The sequence below is a fragment of the Gilliamella sp. BG2 genome, assembly GCF_046635645.1.
Taxonomy (GTDB): Bacteria; Pseudomonadota; Gammaproteobacteria; order Enterobacterales; family Orbaceae; genus Gilliamella; species Gilliamella bombi.
The window spans coordinates 32,764-48,485 of record NZ_JBIDFF010000015.1 but is presented as its reverse complement, the minus strand read 5'-3'; the positions used below and the strand labels follow the sequence as shown (position 1 = coordinate 48,485).

General features: G+C 35.4%; 16 protein-coding genes. 9 read left to right on the top strand and 7 right to left on the bottom strand.

Features of this window, described 5'->3' with window-relative positions:
- Positions 1-31: 31 nt before the first annotated feature.
- From purB to ACGH6Q_RS07780, 5 genes are all read left to right on the top strand, one after another.
- The gene (gene purB, locus ACGH6Q_RS07800; RefSeq protein ID WP_174798109.1) at positions 32-1,402 is read left to right on the top strand and encodes an adenylosuccinate lyase; all 1,371 of its coding nucleotides are present in this window, start codon (positions 32-34) and stop codon (positions 1,400-1,402) included.
- A gap of 135 nt (positions 1,403-1,537) precedes the next feature.
- Complete coding sequence (gene hemC / locus ACGH6Q_RS07795; protein ID WP_085163792.1) at positions 1,538-2,458, top strand: hydroxymethylbilane synthase; 921 nt, start codon at positions 1,538-1,540, stop codon at positions 2,456-2,458.
- The gene (locus tag ACGH6Q_RS07790) at positions 2,455-3,198 is read left to right on the top strand and encodes a uroporphyrinogen-III synthase (RefSeq protein WP_065590472.1); all 744 of its coding nucleotides are present in this window, start codon (positions 2,455-2,457) and stop codon (positions 3,196-3,198) included. Before hemC ends, ACGH6Q_RS07790 begins: the two co-directional genes overlap by 4 nt.
- Positions 3,199-3,297: 99 nt before the next feature.
- On the top strand, positions 3,298-4,728 hold the full coding sequence (locus ACGH6Q_RS07785) for a uroporphyrinogen-III C-methyltransferase (protein WP_167370031.1): 1,431 nt from the start codon (positions 3,298-3,300) through the stop codon (positions 4,726-4,728).
- A gap of 10 nt (positions 4,729-4,738) precedes the next feature.
- Complete coding sequence (locus tag ACGH6Q_RS07780; protein ID WP_085163795.1) at positions 4,739-5,638, top strand: heme biosynthesis HemY N-terminal domain-containing protein; 900 nt, start codon at positions 4,739-4,741, stop codon at positions 5,636-5,638.
- 89 nt (positions 5,639-5,727) lie between these two features.
- On the opposite strand, the gene ACGH6Q_RS07775 is transcribed toward ACGH6Q_RS07780, so the two are convergent.
- Both ACGH6Q_RS07775 and ACGH6Q_RS07770 read right to left on the bottom strand, forming a co-directional pair.
- Entirely contained in the window at positions 5,728-6,051 is a 324-nt protein-coding gene (locus ACGH6Q_RS07775; RefSeq protein WP_065590469.1) for an AzlD domain-containing protein, read from the bottom strand.
- The gene (locus tag ACGH6Q_RS07770; protein WP_065590468.1) at positions 6,038-6,742 is read right to left on the bottom strand and encodes an AzlC family ABC transporter permease; all 705 of its coding nucleotides are present in this window, start codon (positions 6,740-6,742) and stop codon (positions 6,038-6,040) included. Before ACGH6Q_RS07770 ends, ACGH6Q_RS07775 begins: the two co-directional genes overlap by 14 nt.
- 194 nt (positions 6,743-6,936) lie before the next feature.
- On the opposite strand from ACGH6Q_RS07770, the gene gmk reads away from it, so the two are divergent.
- Positions 6,937-7,560 carry a guanylate kinase gene (gene gmk, locus ACGH6Q_RS07765; protein ID WP_296300843.1) on the top strand — a complete coding sequence of 208 codons (624 nt, stop codon included), beginning with the start codon at positions 6,937-6,939 and terminating at the stop codon, positions 7,558-7,560.
- A gap of 57 nt (positions 7,561-7,617) precedes the next feature.
- Here gmk and gloA read toward each other — a convergent pair whose 3' ends face one another.
- Positions 7,618-8,025, bottom strand: a complete 408-nt coding sequence (gene gloA / locus ACGH6Q_RS07760) for a lactoylglutathione lyase (RefSeq protein WP_065609744.1) — start codon at positions 8,023-8,025, stop codon at positions 7,618-7,620.
- Between the two features lie 211 nt (positions 8,026-8,236).
- Positions 8,237-8,737 carry a glycine zipper 2TM domain-containing protein gene (locus ACGH6Q_RS07755; protein WP_085163798.1) on the bottom strand — a complete coding sequence of 167 codons (501 nt, stop codon included), beginning with the start codon at positions 8,735-8,737 and terminating at the stop codon, positions 8,237-8,239.
- Positions 8,738-8,903: 166 nt separating this feature from the next.
- Here ACGH6Q_RS07755 and ACGH6Q_RS07750 point away from each other — a divergent pair, with 166 nt between their 5' ends.
- The 3 genes from ACGH6Q_RS07750 to pgm all read left to right on the top strand — a co-directional run bounded on the left by ACGH6Q_RS07750 (position 8,904) and on the right by pgm (position 11,353).
- The gene (locus ACGH6Q_RS07750; RefSeq protein ID WP_065609748.1) at positions 8,904-9,089 is read left to right on the top strand and encodes a hypothetical protein; all 186 of its coding nucleotides are present in this window, start codon (positions 8,904-8,906) and stop codon (positions 9,087-9,089) included.
- A 22-nt stretch (positions 9,090-9,111) separates the two neighbouring features.
- Positions 9,112-9,615 carry a hypothetical protein gene (locus tag ACGH6Q_RS07745; RefSeq protein ID WP_065590464.1) on the top strand — a complete coding sequence of 168 codons (504 nt, stop codon included), beginning with the start codon at positions 9,112-9,114 and terminating at the stop codon, positions 9,613-9,615.
- 100 nt (positions 9,616-9,715) lie between these two features.
- Positions 9,716-11,353, top strand: a complete 1,638-nt coding sequence (gene pgm / locus ACGH6Q_RS07740) for a phosphoglucomutase (alpha-D-glucose-1,6-bisphosphate-dependent) (protein ID WP_411592545.1) — start codon at positions 9,716-9,718, stop codon at positions 11,351-11,353.
- Positions 11,354-11,768: 415 nt separating this feature from the next.
- Here pgm and ACGH6Q_RS07735 read toward each other — a convergent pair whose 3' ends face one another.
- The 3 genes from ACGH6Q_RS07735 to ACGH6Q_RS07725 form a co-directional block, all read right to left on the bottom strand.
- Positions 11,769-12,389, bottom strand: a complete 621-nt coding sequence (locus tag ACGH6Q_RS07735) for a hypothetical protein (protein ID WP_411592543.1) — start codon at positions 12,387-12,389, stop codon at positions 11,769-11,771.
- Positions 12,390-12,435: 46 nt separating this feature from the next.
- Positions 12,436-13,143, bottom strand: a complete 708-nt coding sequence (locus ACGH6Q_RS07730) for a hypothetical protein (protein ID WP_411592542.1) — start codon at positions 13,141-13,143, stop codon at positions 12,436-12,438.
- 827 nt (positions 13,144-13,970) lie between these two features.
- Positions 13,971-15,422 (bottom strand): hypothetical protein, encoded by a 1,452-nt coding sequence (locus ACGH6Q_RS07725; RefSeq protein ID WP_411592540.1) that lies wholly within the window; start codon positions 15,420-15,422, stop codon positions 13,971-13,973.
- Between the last annotated feature and the right edge of the window lie 300 nt (positions 15,423-15,722).

Below are 15,722 nucleotides of genomic sequence, written 5' to 3'. Positions count from 1 at the left end.
ATATTTCAAATATTGTAACGGAGTAAAACCGATGGAATTATCTGCACTCACTGCCCTTTCGCCAATTGACGGGCGTTATGGTGAAAAAACCACAGAGTTACGCACCATTTTTAGCGAATATGGTTTATTAAAATACCGCGTTCAGGTCGAGGTTTGTTGGCTACAAAAATTAGCTTCACAAGCAGATATTTTAGAGGTTCCAACATTAAGTCAATCAGCTATTAATCATCTTAATCAAATTGTAGACCAATTTAGTGTGCAAGATGCAAGTCGCATTAAAGAAATCGAAAGAACCACTAATCACGATGTTAAAGCTGTAGAATATTTTCTAAAAGAAAAAGTGAGTACTCATGAAGAATTACACGCCATTAATGAGTTTATCCATTTTGCTTGCACATCAGAGGACATTAACAACTTATCTTATGCGTTAATGCTAAAAACAGCTAGAGAAGCTGTCTTAGTACCATATTGGAATAAACTCATTGATAAAATCACCTCACAAGCTATCGCTTATCGTGATTTACCACTACTATCAAGAACACATGGTCAACCCGCTACGCCATCAACCATAGGTAAAGAGTTTGCTAATGTAGCTTACCGCTTAAAACGCCAATTACAACAACTAAAATCGGTTGAAATACTAGGGAAGATTAATGGCGCAACGGGAAATTATAATGCACATATGGTTGCTTATCCGCAAGTGAACTGGCATAAATTTAGTGAGAATTTTGTTAACTCGCTAGGACTAAAATGGAATCCTTATACCACCCAAATTGAACCACATGACTATATTGCCGAATTCTTTGATTGTGTAGCACGTTTTAATACCATTATGATAGACTTTGATAGAGATATTTGGGGATATATTTCACTAAATCACTTTAAACAAAAAACTGTTGCTGGTGAGATCGGATCTTCAACTATGCCACACAAAGTTAATCCTATCGACTTCGAAAATTCAGAAGGCAACTTAGGGATTGCCAATGCAATTATGAACCATTTAAGTAGCAAATTACCTATTTCCCGCTGGCAACGTGATTTAACCGATTCTACAGTGTTGCGTAATCTAGGTGTAGGTATTAGTTATGCCATTATAGCTTATCAATCAACCCTAAAAGGATTAAACAAACTCGAAGTCAATCAAGACCACTTACTTGAAGAACTTAATCGCAACTGGGAAGTATTAGCCGAGCCAATTCAAACAGTAATGCGCCGTTATGGTATCGAAAAACCTTACGAAAAATTGAAAGAATTAACTCGAGGCAAACGAGTTGATGCAAAAGGCATGCAAGAATTCATTGACTCATTAAATCTACCCGAAAGTGAAAAAACACGACTAAAACAGTTAACACCAGCTAACTATATTGGTTATGCCGTTAGCTTTGTTGACAATTTAGAATAACAACTTAAATCCAAATAGCCTGATACAGTCACACCCTATCAGGCCATATTGACTTTCAGGTGATCATATTAATCACACTAGTGTAGAAATTACTCATTAAATATAAATCACCTAAACAAAAAATAGGGAAATTAATTGAACATTCGCATTGCAACTCGTAAAAGCCCATTAGCGCTATGGCAAGCAAATTTTGTTAAGCAACAAATTTTAACTAATCACCCAAATTTGACAGTGGAATTAATTCCCATGGTAACTAAAGGCGATGTATTGCTAGACAGCCCTTTATCGAAAATTGGTGGTAAAGGTCTTTTTGTAAAACAACTAGAACAAGCAATATTAAATAACGAAGCGGATATTGCTGTCCATTCAATAAAAGACATCCCTGCTGAGTTTCCTGAAGGATTAACATTAGCCACAATTTGCAAGCGAGATGATGTACGTGATAGCTTCATTTCAAATAAATATTCAAATATAGATGAGCTACCCAATGGTGCAATAATTGGTACATCAAGTTTACGACGTCAATGTCAATTGCGTGCAAAATATCCCCATTTACAAATTAAAGATCTTCGTGGCAATGTAGGCACTCGTTTAGCTAAATTGGATAATCAACAATACGATGCCATCATACTAGCCTCAGCGGGTTTAAAACGTTTAGCACTACAAGACAGAATCAAACAATATATTGATACTGACTTAATTTTACCTGCTGTCGGACAAGGTGCTATTGGTATTGAAACCCGAGCAGATGACAAAAAAATATTAGAGATTCTTTCAGTGCTTGATGACAAACATAGCCGAGTTTGTATTGAAGCAGAAAGAGCAATGAATAAAGCTTTACAAGGTGGATGCCAAGTGCCCATTGCTTGTTATAGCCAATTAAATAACAATATTTTATCACTACAAGGCCTTGTTGGACGCATTGACGGTTCTAAAATAATTAAAGGGACATTAGAGGGTAGTATAACTGAAGCCGAAAAGTTAGGAAAAGAATTAGCAAAACGCTTATTAGATCAAGGTGCGAAAACAATATTAAAGGAATTAAATGGCGGATGATTTATGTAACTAGACCCTCTCCAGAGGGTGAAAACCTTACCCAACTATTTGCTCAAGCAAATTTGCCTGTACAACATCTTCCATTTTTTACTATTTCACAAGGCAATGACCTACTAAATTTACAACAACAACTGAATAAACTTTTACCTAACGATATTGTAATCGTTGTTTCACCACAAGTTACACACGTTATTAAAACCTATATTGGCAATCTAATATTACCAACTAATGTTCGGTATTACGCAATAGGAAAAAAGTCAGCACAATTATTTAACCAGCTCACCACAACTAAAGTCAATTATCCAGAACAAGAAGACAGTGAAGGATTATTGATAAAACTACAGCAAGAATCTGTACAAAATCATACTGTTTTAATTTTATGCGGTAATTCAGGTCGGCAATTATTATCTCAAACACTAACAAATCGAAAAGCCAAAGTAAAATCAATAACGTGTTACTGCCGTGAGCCAATCACCTATCCGCCAAAGATATTATCTAGTAATATTGAAAATCAAATCATCATTATTACTAGTCTAGAACACTTAATCCAGCTTGAGTTATATATCAATCTTGAACATAAAATGCATGCTAATCTTGTAGTAACAAGCCAACGAATTTTTGCAAAAGCGAAACAACTTAATTGGCAAAAAGTTCAACTAGTGAGTAGTGCGAATAATCAAAAGCTTTTTAACGCTGTAATGATAAATTATACTATAGCCGATAATATAAATAATCTATGACACTTGCTTATTAAGACAATAATTAAAATTTATTTAAAACAATGTTAACTCTATGTCATAATGCAACATAAATTTCTAGAAATCTAAATGAGGTTATTTATGCCACCAAAATATTACGGTGCCAATGCAACACTTTCAACAATAAACACAACTTCGTTTAGTCAAATAACGATAACAGCGGTTCAAAATGAAGCGAATAACACTATGAAAGAAGATAAAAAAAATCAAACAACCACTCAATCCAATCCATCTGTGGAATCTAAATCCCAACCTAAAAACAGTGTTAGCGATAACACTAAGAACACAAGCAAATCACCCGTTTCAAAACTATCAATAATTGCTATAGCATTAACTGTTTGCTTAGGTGGTTTGGGGCTTTATTATGGTCAACAGGAAATTAAAAAACAAAAAAAAACCATCTCAATATTACAAACTGAGCTGGCCAATTTAAAACAAACAACCAAGCAAAGTATAACAAATGATTTACAAAGTAGTATTACCGACGCAGTTAATAAACAAAATCAGCAATTCAATTCACTAGAACAGCGTATTGATCGTAAACTGAGTGATCAACAACAGCTACAGCAACAATTAACAACTCAAATTAATGATTCACAAAAATTGACAGAACAAAGCTTACAAAATATCAATGAACGCTTAGCAGCAATGTCAACAAGTGATCACAATGTTTGGTTAATTTCACAAGCCAATTACTTAGTACATTTAGCTGGTCGTAAAATTTGGAGTGACCAAGACTACACATCCGCACGATTACTACTAAAAAGTGCTGACGAAAGCCTAACTCAAGCTGATGACCCAAGCCTATTGCCTGCAAGACAGGCAATTAGTAAGGATATTAATTCACTTGCTCAAGTAAGCTTTACTGATACCGATGGCATTATTATGAATTTAATCGGTTTATCAGAATCGCTTACCGAATTACCTTTAGTAGGTAATTATAAAGATATCGATCTTGGCATGACACAATATGCCGAAGATGCTACAAACACACCACAAACAAACATTAACAATATAGCTAATGATAATAATAGTGGGGTATCATCATCGGTTAACGATTGGTCTGATAATTTATTAAGCAGTACCAAGACTTTTATGGATAAATTTATCACCATAGAAAAACTTGATGACAAAGAGAACAACTTTAAGGCTTGCTTAGAACAAGCAGGACAAGACGAAAAACAAATCGTCAAATGCCAAATATTAAAAGCACCACTGAATTTGGAACAGTCGCTTTACCTACGTGAAAACATCCGCTTCCGTTTATTGATTGCAGCGCAAGCCGTACCAAGACATCAAGAACTTATTTACCAACGTGCACTAAATGAAACCGCAATTTGGGTTAATGCTTATTTTGATGGGAATGCTCCAAGCGTTAAAGCATTTATTAATGAACTTGAAAATTTGCAAAATCAATCAATCAGCAATCAAAATGTGCCTGAAAACCTAACTAGCATTGGCGAACTTGAAAAACTAATGCAAACCCGCGTTCGCTCAATGTTAACAAAATAGGAGAATAATAATGATAAAAATACTAATTATTTTCTTAGTACTAGTGGGTGGATTCTTTTTGGGACCATTATTACAAGGGCACCAAGGTTCAGCGGTATTTGAATTTGCCAAATATCGTGTCAGCATGTCATTTAATTCATTTATGATACTTGAATTAGTTGGTCTACTTTGCCTTTATTTAATCTATTGTTTATTGAATAAAATTTTTAATTCTAAAACAGCATTAGGCAATTGGCTACGCTTAAAGTCGCCAAAAAAATCGATAAAACGTGTTGAACAAGCGCAAATGTTATTACTTGAAGGTGATTATAAGCAAGCTGCTAAACTATTTATCAAAAGTGCCAAAGGGGCAAAAAATACCACCTTATCGTATTTACTTGCGGCACAAGCTCAAATTGATAATGATGAATTAATCCCCGCTAATCAGTCACTAGAACAAGCCGCTAAAAGTTGCCAACCTAATGAGTTATTTGCCTTTCAGCTAGTACAAATTAGGTTGCAACTAAAAAACCAAGAATACACAACTGCACGCATCACATTAGACCAGCTACTAAACGAAAAGCCTCGCAATGCTGAAGTACTTAGATTAGCAGATCAACTTTATTATGAAATGGGTGATTATCAAGCGATTATTGACCTATTACCAGCAATGTACAAAGCTAAAGTGTACAGCGAGTCGCAACTAGATCAGTTTAAACAAGCAGCCTATATTGGTCGAATTAAGCAATTATCGACTAATAGTGATGCACAAACACTAGTAAAATGGTGGAATGAACAACCAAGAGCCATTTTAAATAATATGGCTTATCAAAAAGCGATGGCTAATTATCTAACTCAACTAGGCCAGGCAAACGAAGCAGAAAAGATATTAAAATCGATTAGTAAACTTGAACAAAAAGAAAGAACATAAAAAAATATAACAAGAAAAACAGGGTAATTGCCCTGTTTTTATTTGAACTCACAATAATGGTTAAAAATTCAGTTATTGATTGATACAGATCAAATCATAAAATAGCGAATTAACGCCATAAAGCACATACCAGCAACCACAATACACATCAGATTCTTAGTCAAAAAGGCAACAATTGCGGTTGGAATTGTCGCTAAGCAATATTCCACATTAAAATCAGGAAAATGCCCCTCCTTTGCCACAAATAAATTTTGCACAAATAGCGCTGTTAAAATACATAAAGGTACATATGACAAGAATTGAGTCACAACATTAGGCAACTGAAATTTACGAACTAATATAAATGGAATCACTCTTGGCAACCAAGTTACTAACCCGCAACCTAAAATAATCAATAAACTATAAGTTGTCATGCTTTTTCTCCATTGCCATACCCATAAAACAACCGCCAAACGTACTGATTAAAATAGCCATTTCAGGTGACACAAAACGCATTAAGAAAATTAGCAAAACAGCAACCGTTAACATAGCTAAAAGTCGATTTTTAAGACTTTTGCTATTATCGCTAATCAATTGTAAATAGAGCAAACCAATAAACATGGCGACTAAAGCATAATCTAGACCAAATTGTGTAGGATCAGGCAACCACTCTCCGATTAAAGCACCAATAAAACAAGACAAAATCCAAGTAATATAAGCCGTTAAATTAAGGCCATGCATCCAAGCAGCATTAACTGGCACTTTATTTGTAATCGCATTTATTGCCACGGCAAAACTTTCGTCGGTCAATAAGCTACCAATACCAATATTATTTAATAACGATGCTTTGCGAAAAGCTGGAGCTGTTGCCATACTCATCAAAAAATGACGTGAATTAACTAAAAAAACAGTAAAAATAATAGCCGAAATAGGTGTAGCTACTATCATTAATCCAGCAATAATAAACTGCGCAGCGCCTGCATAAACAATAATAGCCAGTAATGTAATTTCGAGTACCGATAAATTTGCCGATTTACCCACAACACCGGCAGCAATACCAATACCGATATACCCCAATAGCGTTGGAATACAAGCATAAACTCCATCTTTAAATGATAATGGCATAGATATTCCTTAATAATAACAATATGCTATAGATTAATATTACCTATATTACAAATACATATTAAAAATGACAAATTAAATAACTTAATTCACAATAAGCCATAATATATTGCCGAAATTTGCTATAATATCGCTTAACTAATATTGATGACAATCAAAATAACTTAATAACCATTAATGTGACAAATATATCTATGCATACAGGAACTTTATTTATCATTTCTGCACCAAGTGGTGCAGGCAAATCAAGTCTGATCCGAGCCTACCTAGCGCAAAAGAATCAACATCAAGCTAAAGTATCAATTTCGCATACTACGCGCGATCCTCGCCCAGGAGAAGCGCATGGTGAACACTATTACTTTGTGGATCACAAACACTTTGAATCCTTAATTGATCGGCAAGCATTTGTCGAATATGCCAACGTATTTGACCACTATTACGGCACATCTAAAGCTGAAATAGAACAAAGCCTATCGCAAGGAATTAATGTTTTTCTAGATATTGATTGGCAAGGTGCAAGGCAAGTACGCCAAAAAATGCCACAAGCAAAAAGCTTATTTATACTACCACCTTCGCTCAAAGAGCTTGAAAACCGCCTAGTTAAACGTGGGCAAGACGACAACCATGTGATTGCCAAAAGAATGCAAAAAGCCCGAGCTGAAATTTCACATTATAACGAATATGACTATATCATTATTAACGATGATTTTGACACCTCATTAAATGCCTTAAGTGCCATTATTACCACTGCCAGCCTTGAGCAACCAAAACAAGCTATCATCAATAGGCAATTATTAGTAGATTTGCTAGGGGAATAATTCGAAATAAGATGAAAAAATATCGCCAAAAAAGTGGCGATATTTTTATGGAATAAATTAATTACCTAACGCTTTATCAGCCTGATCATTTTGGATCAACTCTAACTTATAGCCATCAGGATCCTCAACAAAAGCAATAATAGTTGAGCCACCTTTTACAGGTCCAGCTTCGCGCGTTACCTTGCCTCCAGCTTGTTTGACGTCATTACACATTTTAGCAACATCATCAACACCAATAGCTATATGACCAAACGCCGAACCATGCTCGTATTTATCGGTACCCCAATTATAAGTTAACTCAATAACTGAGCTAGTTGTTTCATCACCATAACCAACAAATGCAAGTGAATATTTATATTCAGTATTTTCACTAGTTCTTAACACCCGCATTCCCATTACACGAGTATAAAAATCGATTGAGCGCTGTAGATCGCCAACTCGAATCATAGTATGTAATATACGCATTACTTTGTTGTTCCTTATACGATTAATAATTTGTTTGAGCTTATATGTTAGCATTCAGACAGGCAAACTTCTGTGAAAGATTCATCGATTAGATAAAAAACAATAATTAATTTAATCAAGTTATTTGCTAAAGTAATCCGCTCACCATTGAGATGAGCGAAAATTAGTTGTTATTTAAGGACAATATGTCCAAAACTAATAAAATTAAGCGTTATTTTTTTACACTACTACCATAACGTGGTGATGCGCTAATTTGTTTACCATTAGTGACTAAACGAACAGCTTGACCAACATAAAAATCGTTAGCCGAACCTTTTTGTACAAGAACAATATTAGATCCGTTTTTTTGCTTGATTTCTAACTCAACACCACTAGCTTGGCTAGATTTATTTTGAATAGCATCACCCAAAATCGCACCACCAATAGCTCCTGTTGCAGCAGCTAACACACGGCCAGAACCATTACCAATAGTATTACCTAAAACGCCACCTATAACAGCACCACCAAGGCTACCTGCTACACTTTCACTTTTACCATTTGACGCATTAGCTTGAATTTTAACAGGTCGTACTGAAACAACTGTACCATAACTTACTTGCTGAACTTGTTTTGCTTGATCTGCTGTATAAACATCGCCAGAATAAACATCACTATTGCTACATCCAGATAAAATTGCAGCTAAAATAGTTAACGTGACGATTTTTTTCATAATTTATTCCTCATATAATAATAGTATAAGCTTTTTATACACAGTTTAGAATAATATTTTTTTTTTAAAACAACAATACCATTTTCATTATTTTATCAATAGCCAATACAATTTATGCTTAAGTTAGGTTATACTCAGCACAAAAATTTATCAACTATGCAATGAATATATGAAACGGTTATTTTTTCTATTAACATTATCAGTTATGATAACTGCTTGTCATGATGCAAATCAAGCACCTACAACAACCGATAATGCTGCCATTAAACAGCCATCGAATGATTGTTTAGATAACAAATCAGCCCATGATTCGCATTTAGGCAAAATTCCTGCTTTAGGATGTCCCGTGAAATAATACAATAGGCACAAGTAACATAATGAAAACTATCGAAATCGACGAAGAATTATACCAATTTATTGCTGGTCAAACTAAACACATTGGCGAAGATGCATCTAGTATATTACGACGTTTATTAAATATAAACCAATCTACATCGGCAAAAAAACAGACTATTGCACAAAAAGAGAATCATTATCCACTGTTTAATGACTTATTAACTAGTGACGCTTTCACAAACGAGAAATCCATTATTAGTCGCTTTATATTACTGCTTAGTGCGTTGTATAACTATAATCCAGCACTATTTGCCATAGCTGCAACATCCTTACATGGAAGCAAGCGAAAATATTTAGCCAAAGATAAACAATTACTAGAAACATCAGGCAAAAACACAAAACCCCGCGAAATCATTGGTACACCTTATTGGGTTATCAGCAACACTAATACTGCCAGAAAATTATATATTATTGAATCAATAATGAGTGACATGGGCATATCTGAAACCATGATAAACCAAGTCACCAACGCATTTTTACCTTAATAGGTTAAATAAAAATAAAAAAGCTAAAAACGTGATATAAACTCAACAGATTCGCGTTTTTAGTCATATAAAGTATTTTTTTATGAAAGAGGAGTAAAAAATGGCCAAGCAAAGCCGCGCAGGAATGTTAGCTCAACCATCAGATCTTATCAACGTTGAAACATTACGCAATAACTATTACCAAATCCAACCTGATACGGATAATGCTAGCCAATTAGTCATTTTTGGTACATCAGGTCATCGCGGAAGCTCAAACAAAGGCACATTTAATGAAGCACATATATTAGCCGTTGCTCAAGCAATTGCCGAATACCGCAAAGCGAACAACATTACAGGCCCTTGCTTTATTGGTCAGGACACACATGCCTTATCAGAACTTGCCTTAAAATCAGTGCTTGAAGTTTTTGTCGCCAACGAGCAAACGGTGGTTATGGCTCGTGATTGGGGCTATACGCCAACGCCAGTCATATCGCATGCCATTTTAACTTACAATCAAAACAAACAATCACAGCTATCAGACGGCATTGTTATCACTCCATCGCATAATCCACCAGAAGATGGCGGAATAAAATACAACCCAACCAATGGCGGACCTGCGGATACTGACATCACCAAACAAATTGAAAACCGCGCCAATGAATTACTGAAAAACAAACTCAATGGTGTAAAACGTGTCACCTTAGACAAGGCTCTAAATTCAAATTACATCCACACCAAAGAATACGAAACCGACTATATCAACGATCTTGAAAATATCTTAGAGCTCTCTCTTATCAAATCATCATCGCTCAAAATCGGTGTTGACCCATTGGGTGGTGCTGGTATCACCTATTGGCCACGCATTGCCGAAAAGTATGGCATCAACCTTAATATTGTTAATAACAAAGTCGATCCAACTTTCAGCTTTATGCATCTAGATCATGACGAAGTTATTCGTATGGACTGCTCAAGCTGTTGGGCTATGGCTGGATTATTAAAATTAAAAGATCAATTTGATTTAGCCTTTGGTAATGATACCGACTTTGATCGTCATGGCATCGTGACACCAAAAGGGCTAATGAACCCAAATGCCTACCTTTCAACCTGTGTTAATTACTTGTTCCAAAACCGTCCACAATGGCACAAAGATATTGCTATTGGTAAAACACTAGTCACAAGCTCAATGATCGACCGAGTTGCTAATAGCTTAAACAAACAGTACTTAGAATACCCAGTTGGTTTTAAATGGTATGCCGATGGGCTTTACAATGGCAAACTTGGATTTGCTGGCGAAGAAAGCGCAGGCGCATCGTTTTTAAGAACGAATGGTAAAGTATGGTCAACCGACAAAGATGGCATTATTTTATGTCTTCTTGCTGCCGAAATGACGGCTAAACTAGACAAAAATCCACAAGAACAGTACCAAGAACTTGAAGATAAATTTGGTGTTTCTTATTATGGACGAATCCAAGCGCCAGCCTCGTTTAGTGAAAAACAAAAACTAGCCAAACTTGATGCCAGCCAACTAACCACCGACAACTTAGCAGGTGAAAAAATCACTCAATGTTTAACCACTGCACCAGCTAATAATGCTGCAATTGGTGGGCTTAAAGTGATAACCAAAAACGGCTGGTTTGCCGCTCGCCCATCAGGAACAGAAGATGCTTACAAAATTTATGCAGAAAGCTTTATAAGCAACGAACATTTAAATACGCTACAGCAAGAGGCGCAAGAAATTGTAGCAAAAGCGATTAAATAACCGAAAAAAAACAAACGCAATAAAAAGCAGCAACTATTTGGTTGCTGTTTTTTTACATAATCCTTTTATTAGAAAGATATCAAAACAAACACACAAATAAAATCAATATGTTTTCTGAACAATTTTAAGCTAAAGCGGTAGAATTTTTCATATAAACAGCTCAGGTAGGATACTGATTTTATTAAAGTTTTTAAGTGAAATCAAATAACTATTGGTTGATTTTTTTATTGTGGTGAATTAAAAAAATGCTTTTGCACTTTATGCAAAAGCGTAAGCCTTCAGTATTGCTAGTCGAACCGCTTTTTTTGCTTTCAATCATTAAAGTACCCAGACAGCAAACTTTTCCTATTGGGACTTATCTTTACGTTGGTTTTGTCTTTTATTAACACCATAATTTCTATCTACCATCTACACCTTACAAAGCATTAAAAACACAAACAGCCGCAGTACTGTCAACACTGCTCTTCCAGATAGAACGACCTGTTGGGCTTATCTCGTGCCAATAAATTATATTATCATGGAGATCTTTTTTCCTGTCACTTGACCAAAAAGAGGAGCCAAAACCCCCATCAATGTAATTATGCAAAGGTCCCCACTCTGTAAGAAATCCAGCTCCTATTCGGCGTTGATAATGTTTATAACTTGAAGACGGTTTTGCTCCACGTCCAGATTCACCTTCATTAGTCAAATCACTTGTCTGTGGAAGACGATAACCTATACTATTACACCAAGATTCTTGATTAGAAACTATATCTTTTTTATTTCGACTAACGAACCATTTCCTTAATTGAAATCCATATTTTAATACATTACCACGACTATCCTTACCCACTAATTCAAACGTTTGTGGTAAACTTGGCTTGGAAATTATACTGGGAGTGTCTGACTGTTTTTGACTACTGCTTGCTGCAGGCCCTGTTAATTTAACGCGTGCTACGACTTTCCTTCTATCGTCATTAGGAATCCATCTATCACTAGCTACAACATTTGTTACCGTAGCAGTTATTCCCCCCAAAGTAACGGCTTCCCAAGTCAACTGACCAACGTCAACTCCACCTATGATGAAATCAAAATATAAATTATCAGCTCCCGTTGTCGGGAAATTTTGACTGTATGAGTCTGGATGGCTTGATTGAACTAAAAATCCTTTTTTGTCGTTCCATATGTCGGCTGGACCAGCACTTAATCTGTCCCCCCCAAAACAAATTCGGTCTTACAAAACAAACGGTTGGCGATGCCTTCGGTTTGATATAATATGCTACTTTACGACCTTTAAAGGAGCTGGTGTTTGGTATGCCGTAATAAGTGCTTATATTACCGTCTGTACTACTTAATTCCACTTTATAAGGTGACTTGCAAATATCTAAAACATCATTACGATTAACTGCTTGACCATCACTATCGGTTATCCTGAGCGTTATACTTCCTGTTATTTTAACTCCACCGCTACCTTCTCCATCACCATCATCATCCCCCCAATAATGATAACGTGTCACTAAGCTGTTTATACTTACTGAATTGGTAGATGCTGGCACCAGCATATTAATATCAGCAAAACTTTGACCATCTATGGGTAACTCAATTGGCTTTGTAGACGAGGAACTATTAATTCTAGGTGTGATTTTACTACCATCGGATAATGTGATAGCCAATAGCTCATCAGCTGTTATAGCCTTAGTCCGACCTTCGTCAAATGTTAAATAAGGCGCACTACCCTGTATAACACCGCTTGTATGAGCCGTTAGTGCTTGAGAGTTCGATGAATACGATAATAACAACAACGGAGTCAAGAACCATACGCTTGAGAATGTAAAGGTGAATTTTAGTTGGATAAATAAATCCGCTAAATTCCCTAAAAAATTATCAGTTTGTAAGAGTTTTTGATAATTTGAAGATTTAAGAGAATTTAAGATATAGGCCTGCCTATTCTTGCGCCTACGACAATAATCCATTACATTTCACCTATTAATGAATGTTCCATTTCATTTTTATTAACTTATTAAATAAGCTGATTTTCTATCAGCTGTAAAAGTATAATCTTTTGTGAAAATTTTGGCTAGTTTTTTGGATAATTTATTAATTAAAATATAGTATTAGGCTTAGAACATTTAACCTTTTGCGAAAATAATTGACATTAGTGATAACATCCAAAGCAAAAATTTCCCAACTCGCACTGTCTGGTGTACTAGCTTTACTTAATTATCGTGCATGCTATCGCTATGAAAAAGTAAAATATTGACTTTACAATATTGTGAGATTTTCTTGCTCTAAAATTTCTCAGGTAGACTATTGATTTTATTTAATTTTTTATTTTTAAATAAAATCATATACTTATAGGTTAGTTGTTTATTACGTTGAATTTGGCTTTTTAAGAAAGGCACTTTTGTTATTTGATAATAGCTATTTAATAACAACTTATTAATAACAGCTAGTTAATAACAAAAGCGCAAACTTTAAAATTGTCTCGGTCTGGCGTTATTTTGGCTTTTAGTCATTAAAGCACTAGGCTCGCAGGCTTTGCCTGCTCAAAGCCCCAACATGCGCTGGGCTTGGTTCTTTGTTACCTTGTTTACTCTATAACCCCCCGCCCTAAGGATTAAATACCAAATAATAAATGCTAAGGAGTGACACAAATCGCATTATAAATATTCGAATTTAGATTATCATGATGGAATATCATACCATAGGCAGCATCGCTTACGAGGTATGGCAAACCGTGGAATAACCCACCACTTTCACTAATGTCGCTTGTTATGCTAGTGGTAAAAATAGACTTGTTATCGCCGAAGTAATAATAAACCATACCCCACTCCGCAAAAAAACCAGCACCTATATGGCGCTCGTACACATTATTTTTTGAAGATGGCTTAGCACCAATATCTCCTTTACAATTATCACCCAAAAGACCAGCACAAACTGCATTAGTCAAATCCTTTACCTGTGGAACACGATAACCTACACTATTACACCAAGATGTTTGATTAAAATAAGTATTATCGCTTTCTCCACGATGCACAAACCACTTTTGCAGAACAAATCCATATCTTACTACCACATTTTTATTACTATCTTTACCCTCTAGTTCAAATACCTGCGGTAAATTTGGTTTGGGAATTGGACCTGGGCTGTCTGTTTGTTTTTGAGCATCACTTGCTTTAGGACCTGTTAACATAACGCGAGTTACTTTCTCTCCATTGGGAAGCCACACATCCCACAAATTTACTTCCGTTTTTATCACAGTAGCAGTTATTCCCCCACGTGTGACTGGAGCCCAAGTTAACTGCTCGCTATCAACGCCACTTATGATTAAATCAAAATACAATCCATCACTGCCCGTTGTTGGAAAATTTCGACCATACTGTAACGGCGTAGCTGATTGAGTCAAAAACCCTTTATCTGGATTCCATATATCAACTGGACCAGCAAAATAATCTTTACCTTCTGTTAGATTCGGCCTTGCAAAACAGATAGCTGCCGATGATTTTGGATTGATATAATATGTTGTACGACTTTCTGTGAAGGTATTAATATCTGGTACACCATACAAAGTTTTTAAATAACCTTCTGTACTACTTAACTCTACTTTATAAGGCGCATTACATATCGTTAATACTTCATTACGATTAACCGTTTGGTTATTTTTATCAGTAATACTCAGTATGATATTCCCACTTGCTGTTATACTATCTTCATTTCCATCTCCATCATCATCACCCCACTTACCCTGCGCAACTAATCCATTTATACTTATTGAATTACTTGATTGCGGAACCAACATGTCTATATCAGCAAAACTTTGACCTATTGCAGGTAACACAATCGGACTTGTTGATGATGAAGGATTATTTTGCGGTGTGAATATTCGACCGTCCGATAACTTAATACTTAATAAGTCATCTGTGGTAGTCAATTTAGTAGTACCACCATCAATAGTTAAATAAGGCGCAGTACCGTGAATGCGCTCAGAAGTCGTGGCCGATAAAGCCTGCGATTCAAAAGAGTACGGCAATAACAACAATGATATTAATACCAATGGGATTTTTGAAAATAATTTTGTGAATAATTTCAATAATAATTCGAGAGATAATTTTGAAGATATAAATGAGTTTCGTGCAAACTCTCGTCGAATAGGATTATTTGATAAATTTAAGACATAGGTTTGCCAGTGCTTGTGCCTTGTGCCTTGTGCCTAAAAGGGTACTGCATTTTGTTCCACCTGTCAAGTAATATTTTGTTTTATTTCAATTTTTTATAATTATCCGCTTATTTTTCTAAAGCTGTGAAAGTATAGCCGTAAAAAAAATAGTTGGCTAGTTTTTTGGCGGACTTTTTTGTAAAGAAATGTAAATAAATTTAAAGAAACATAAAG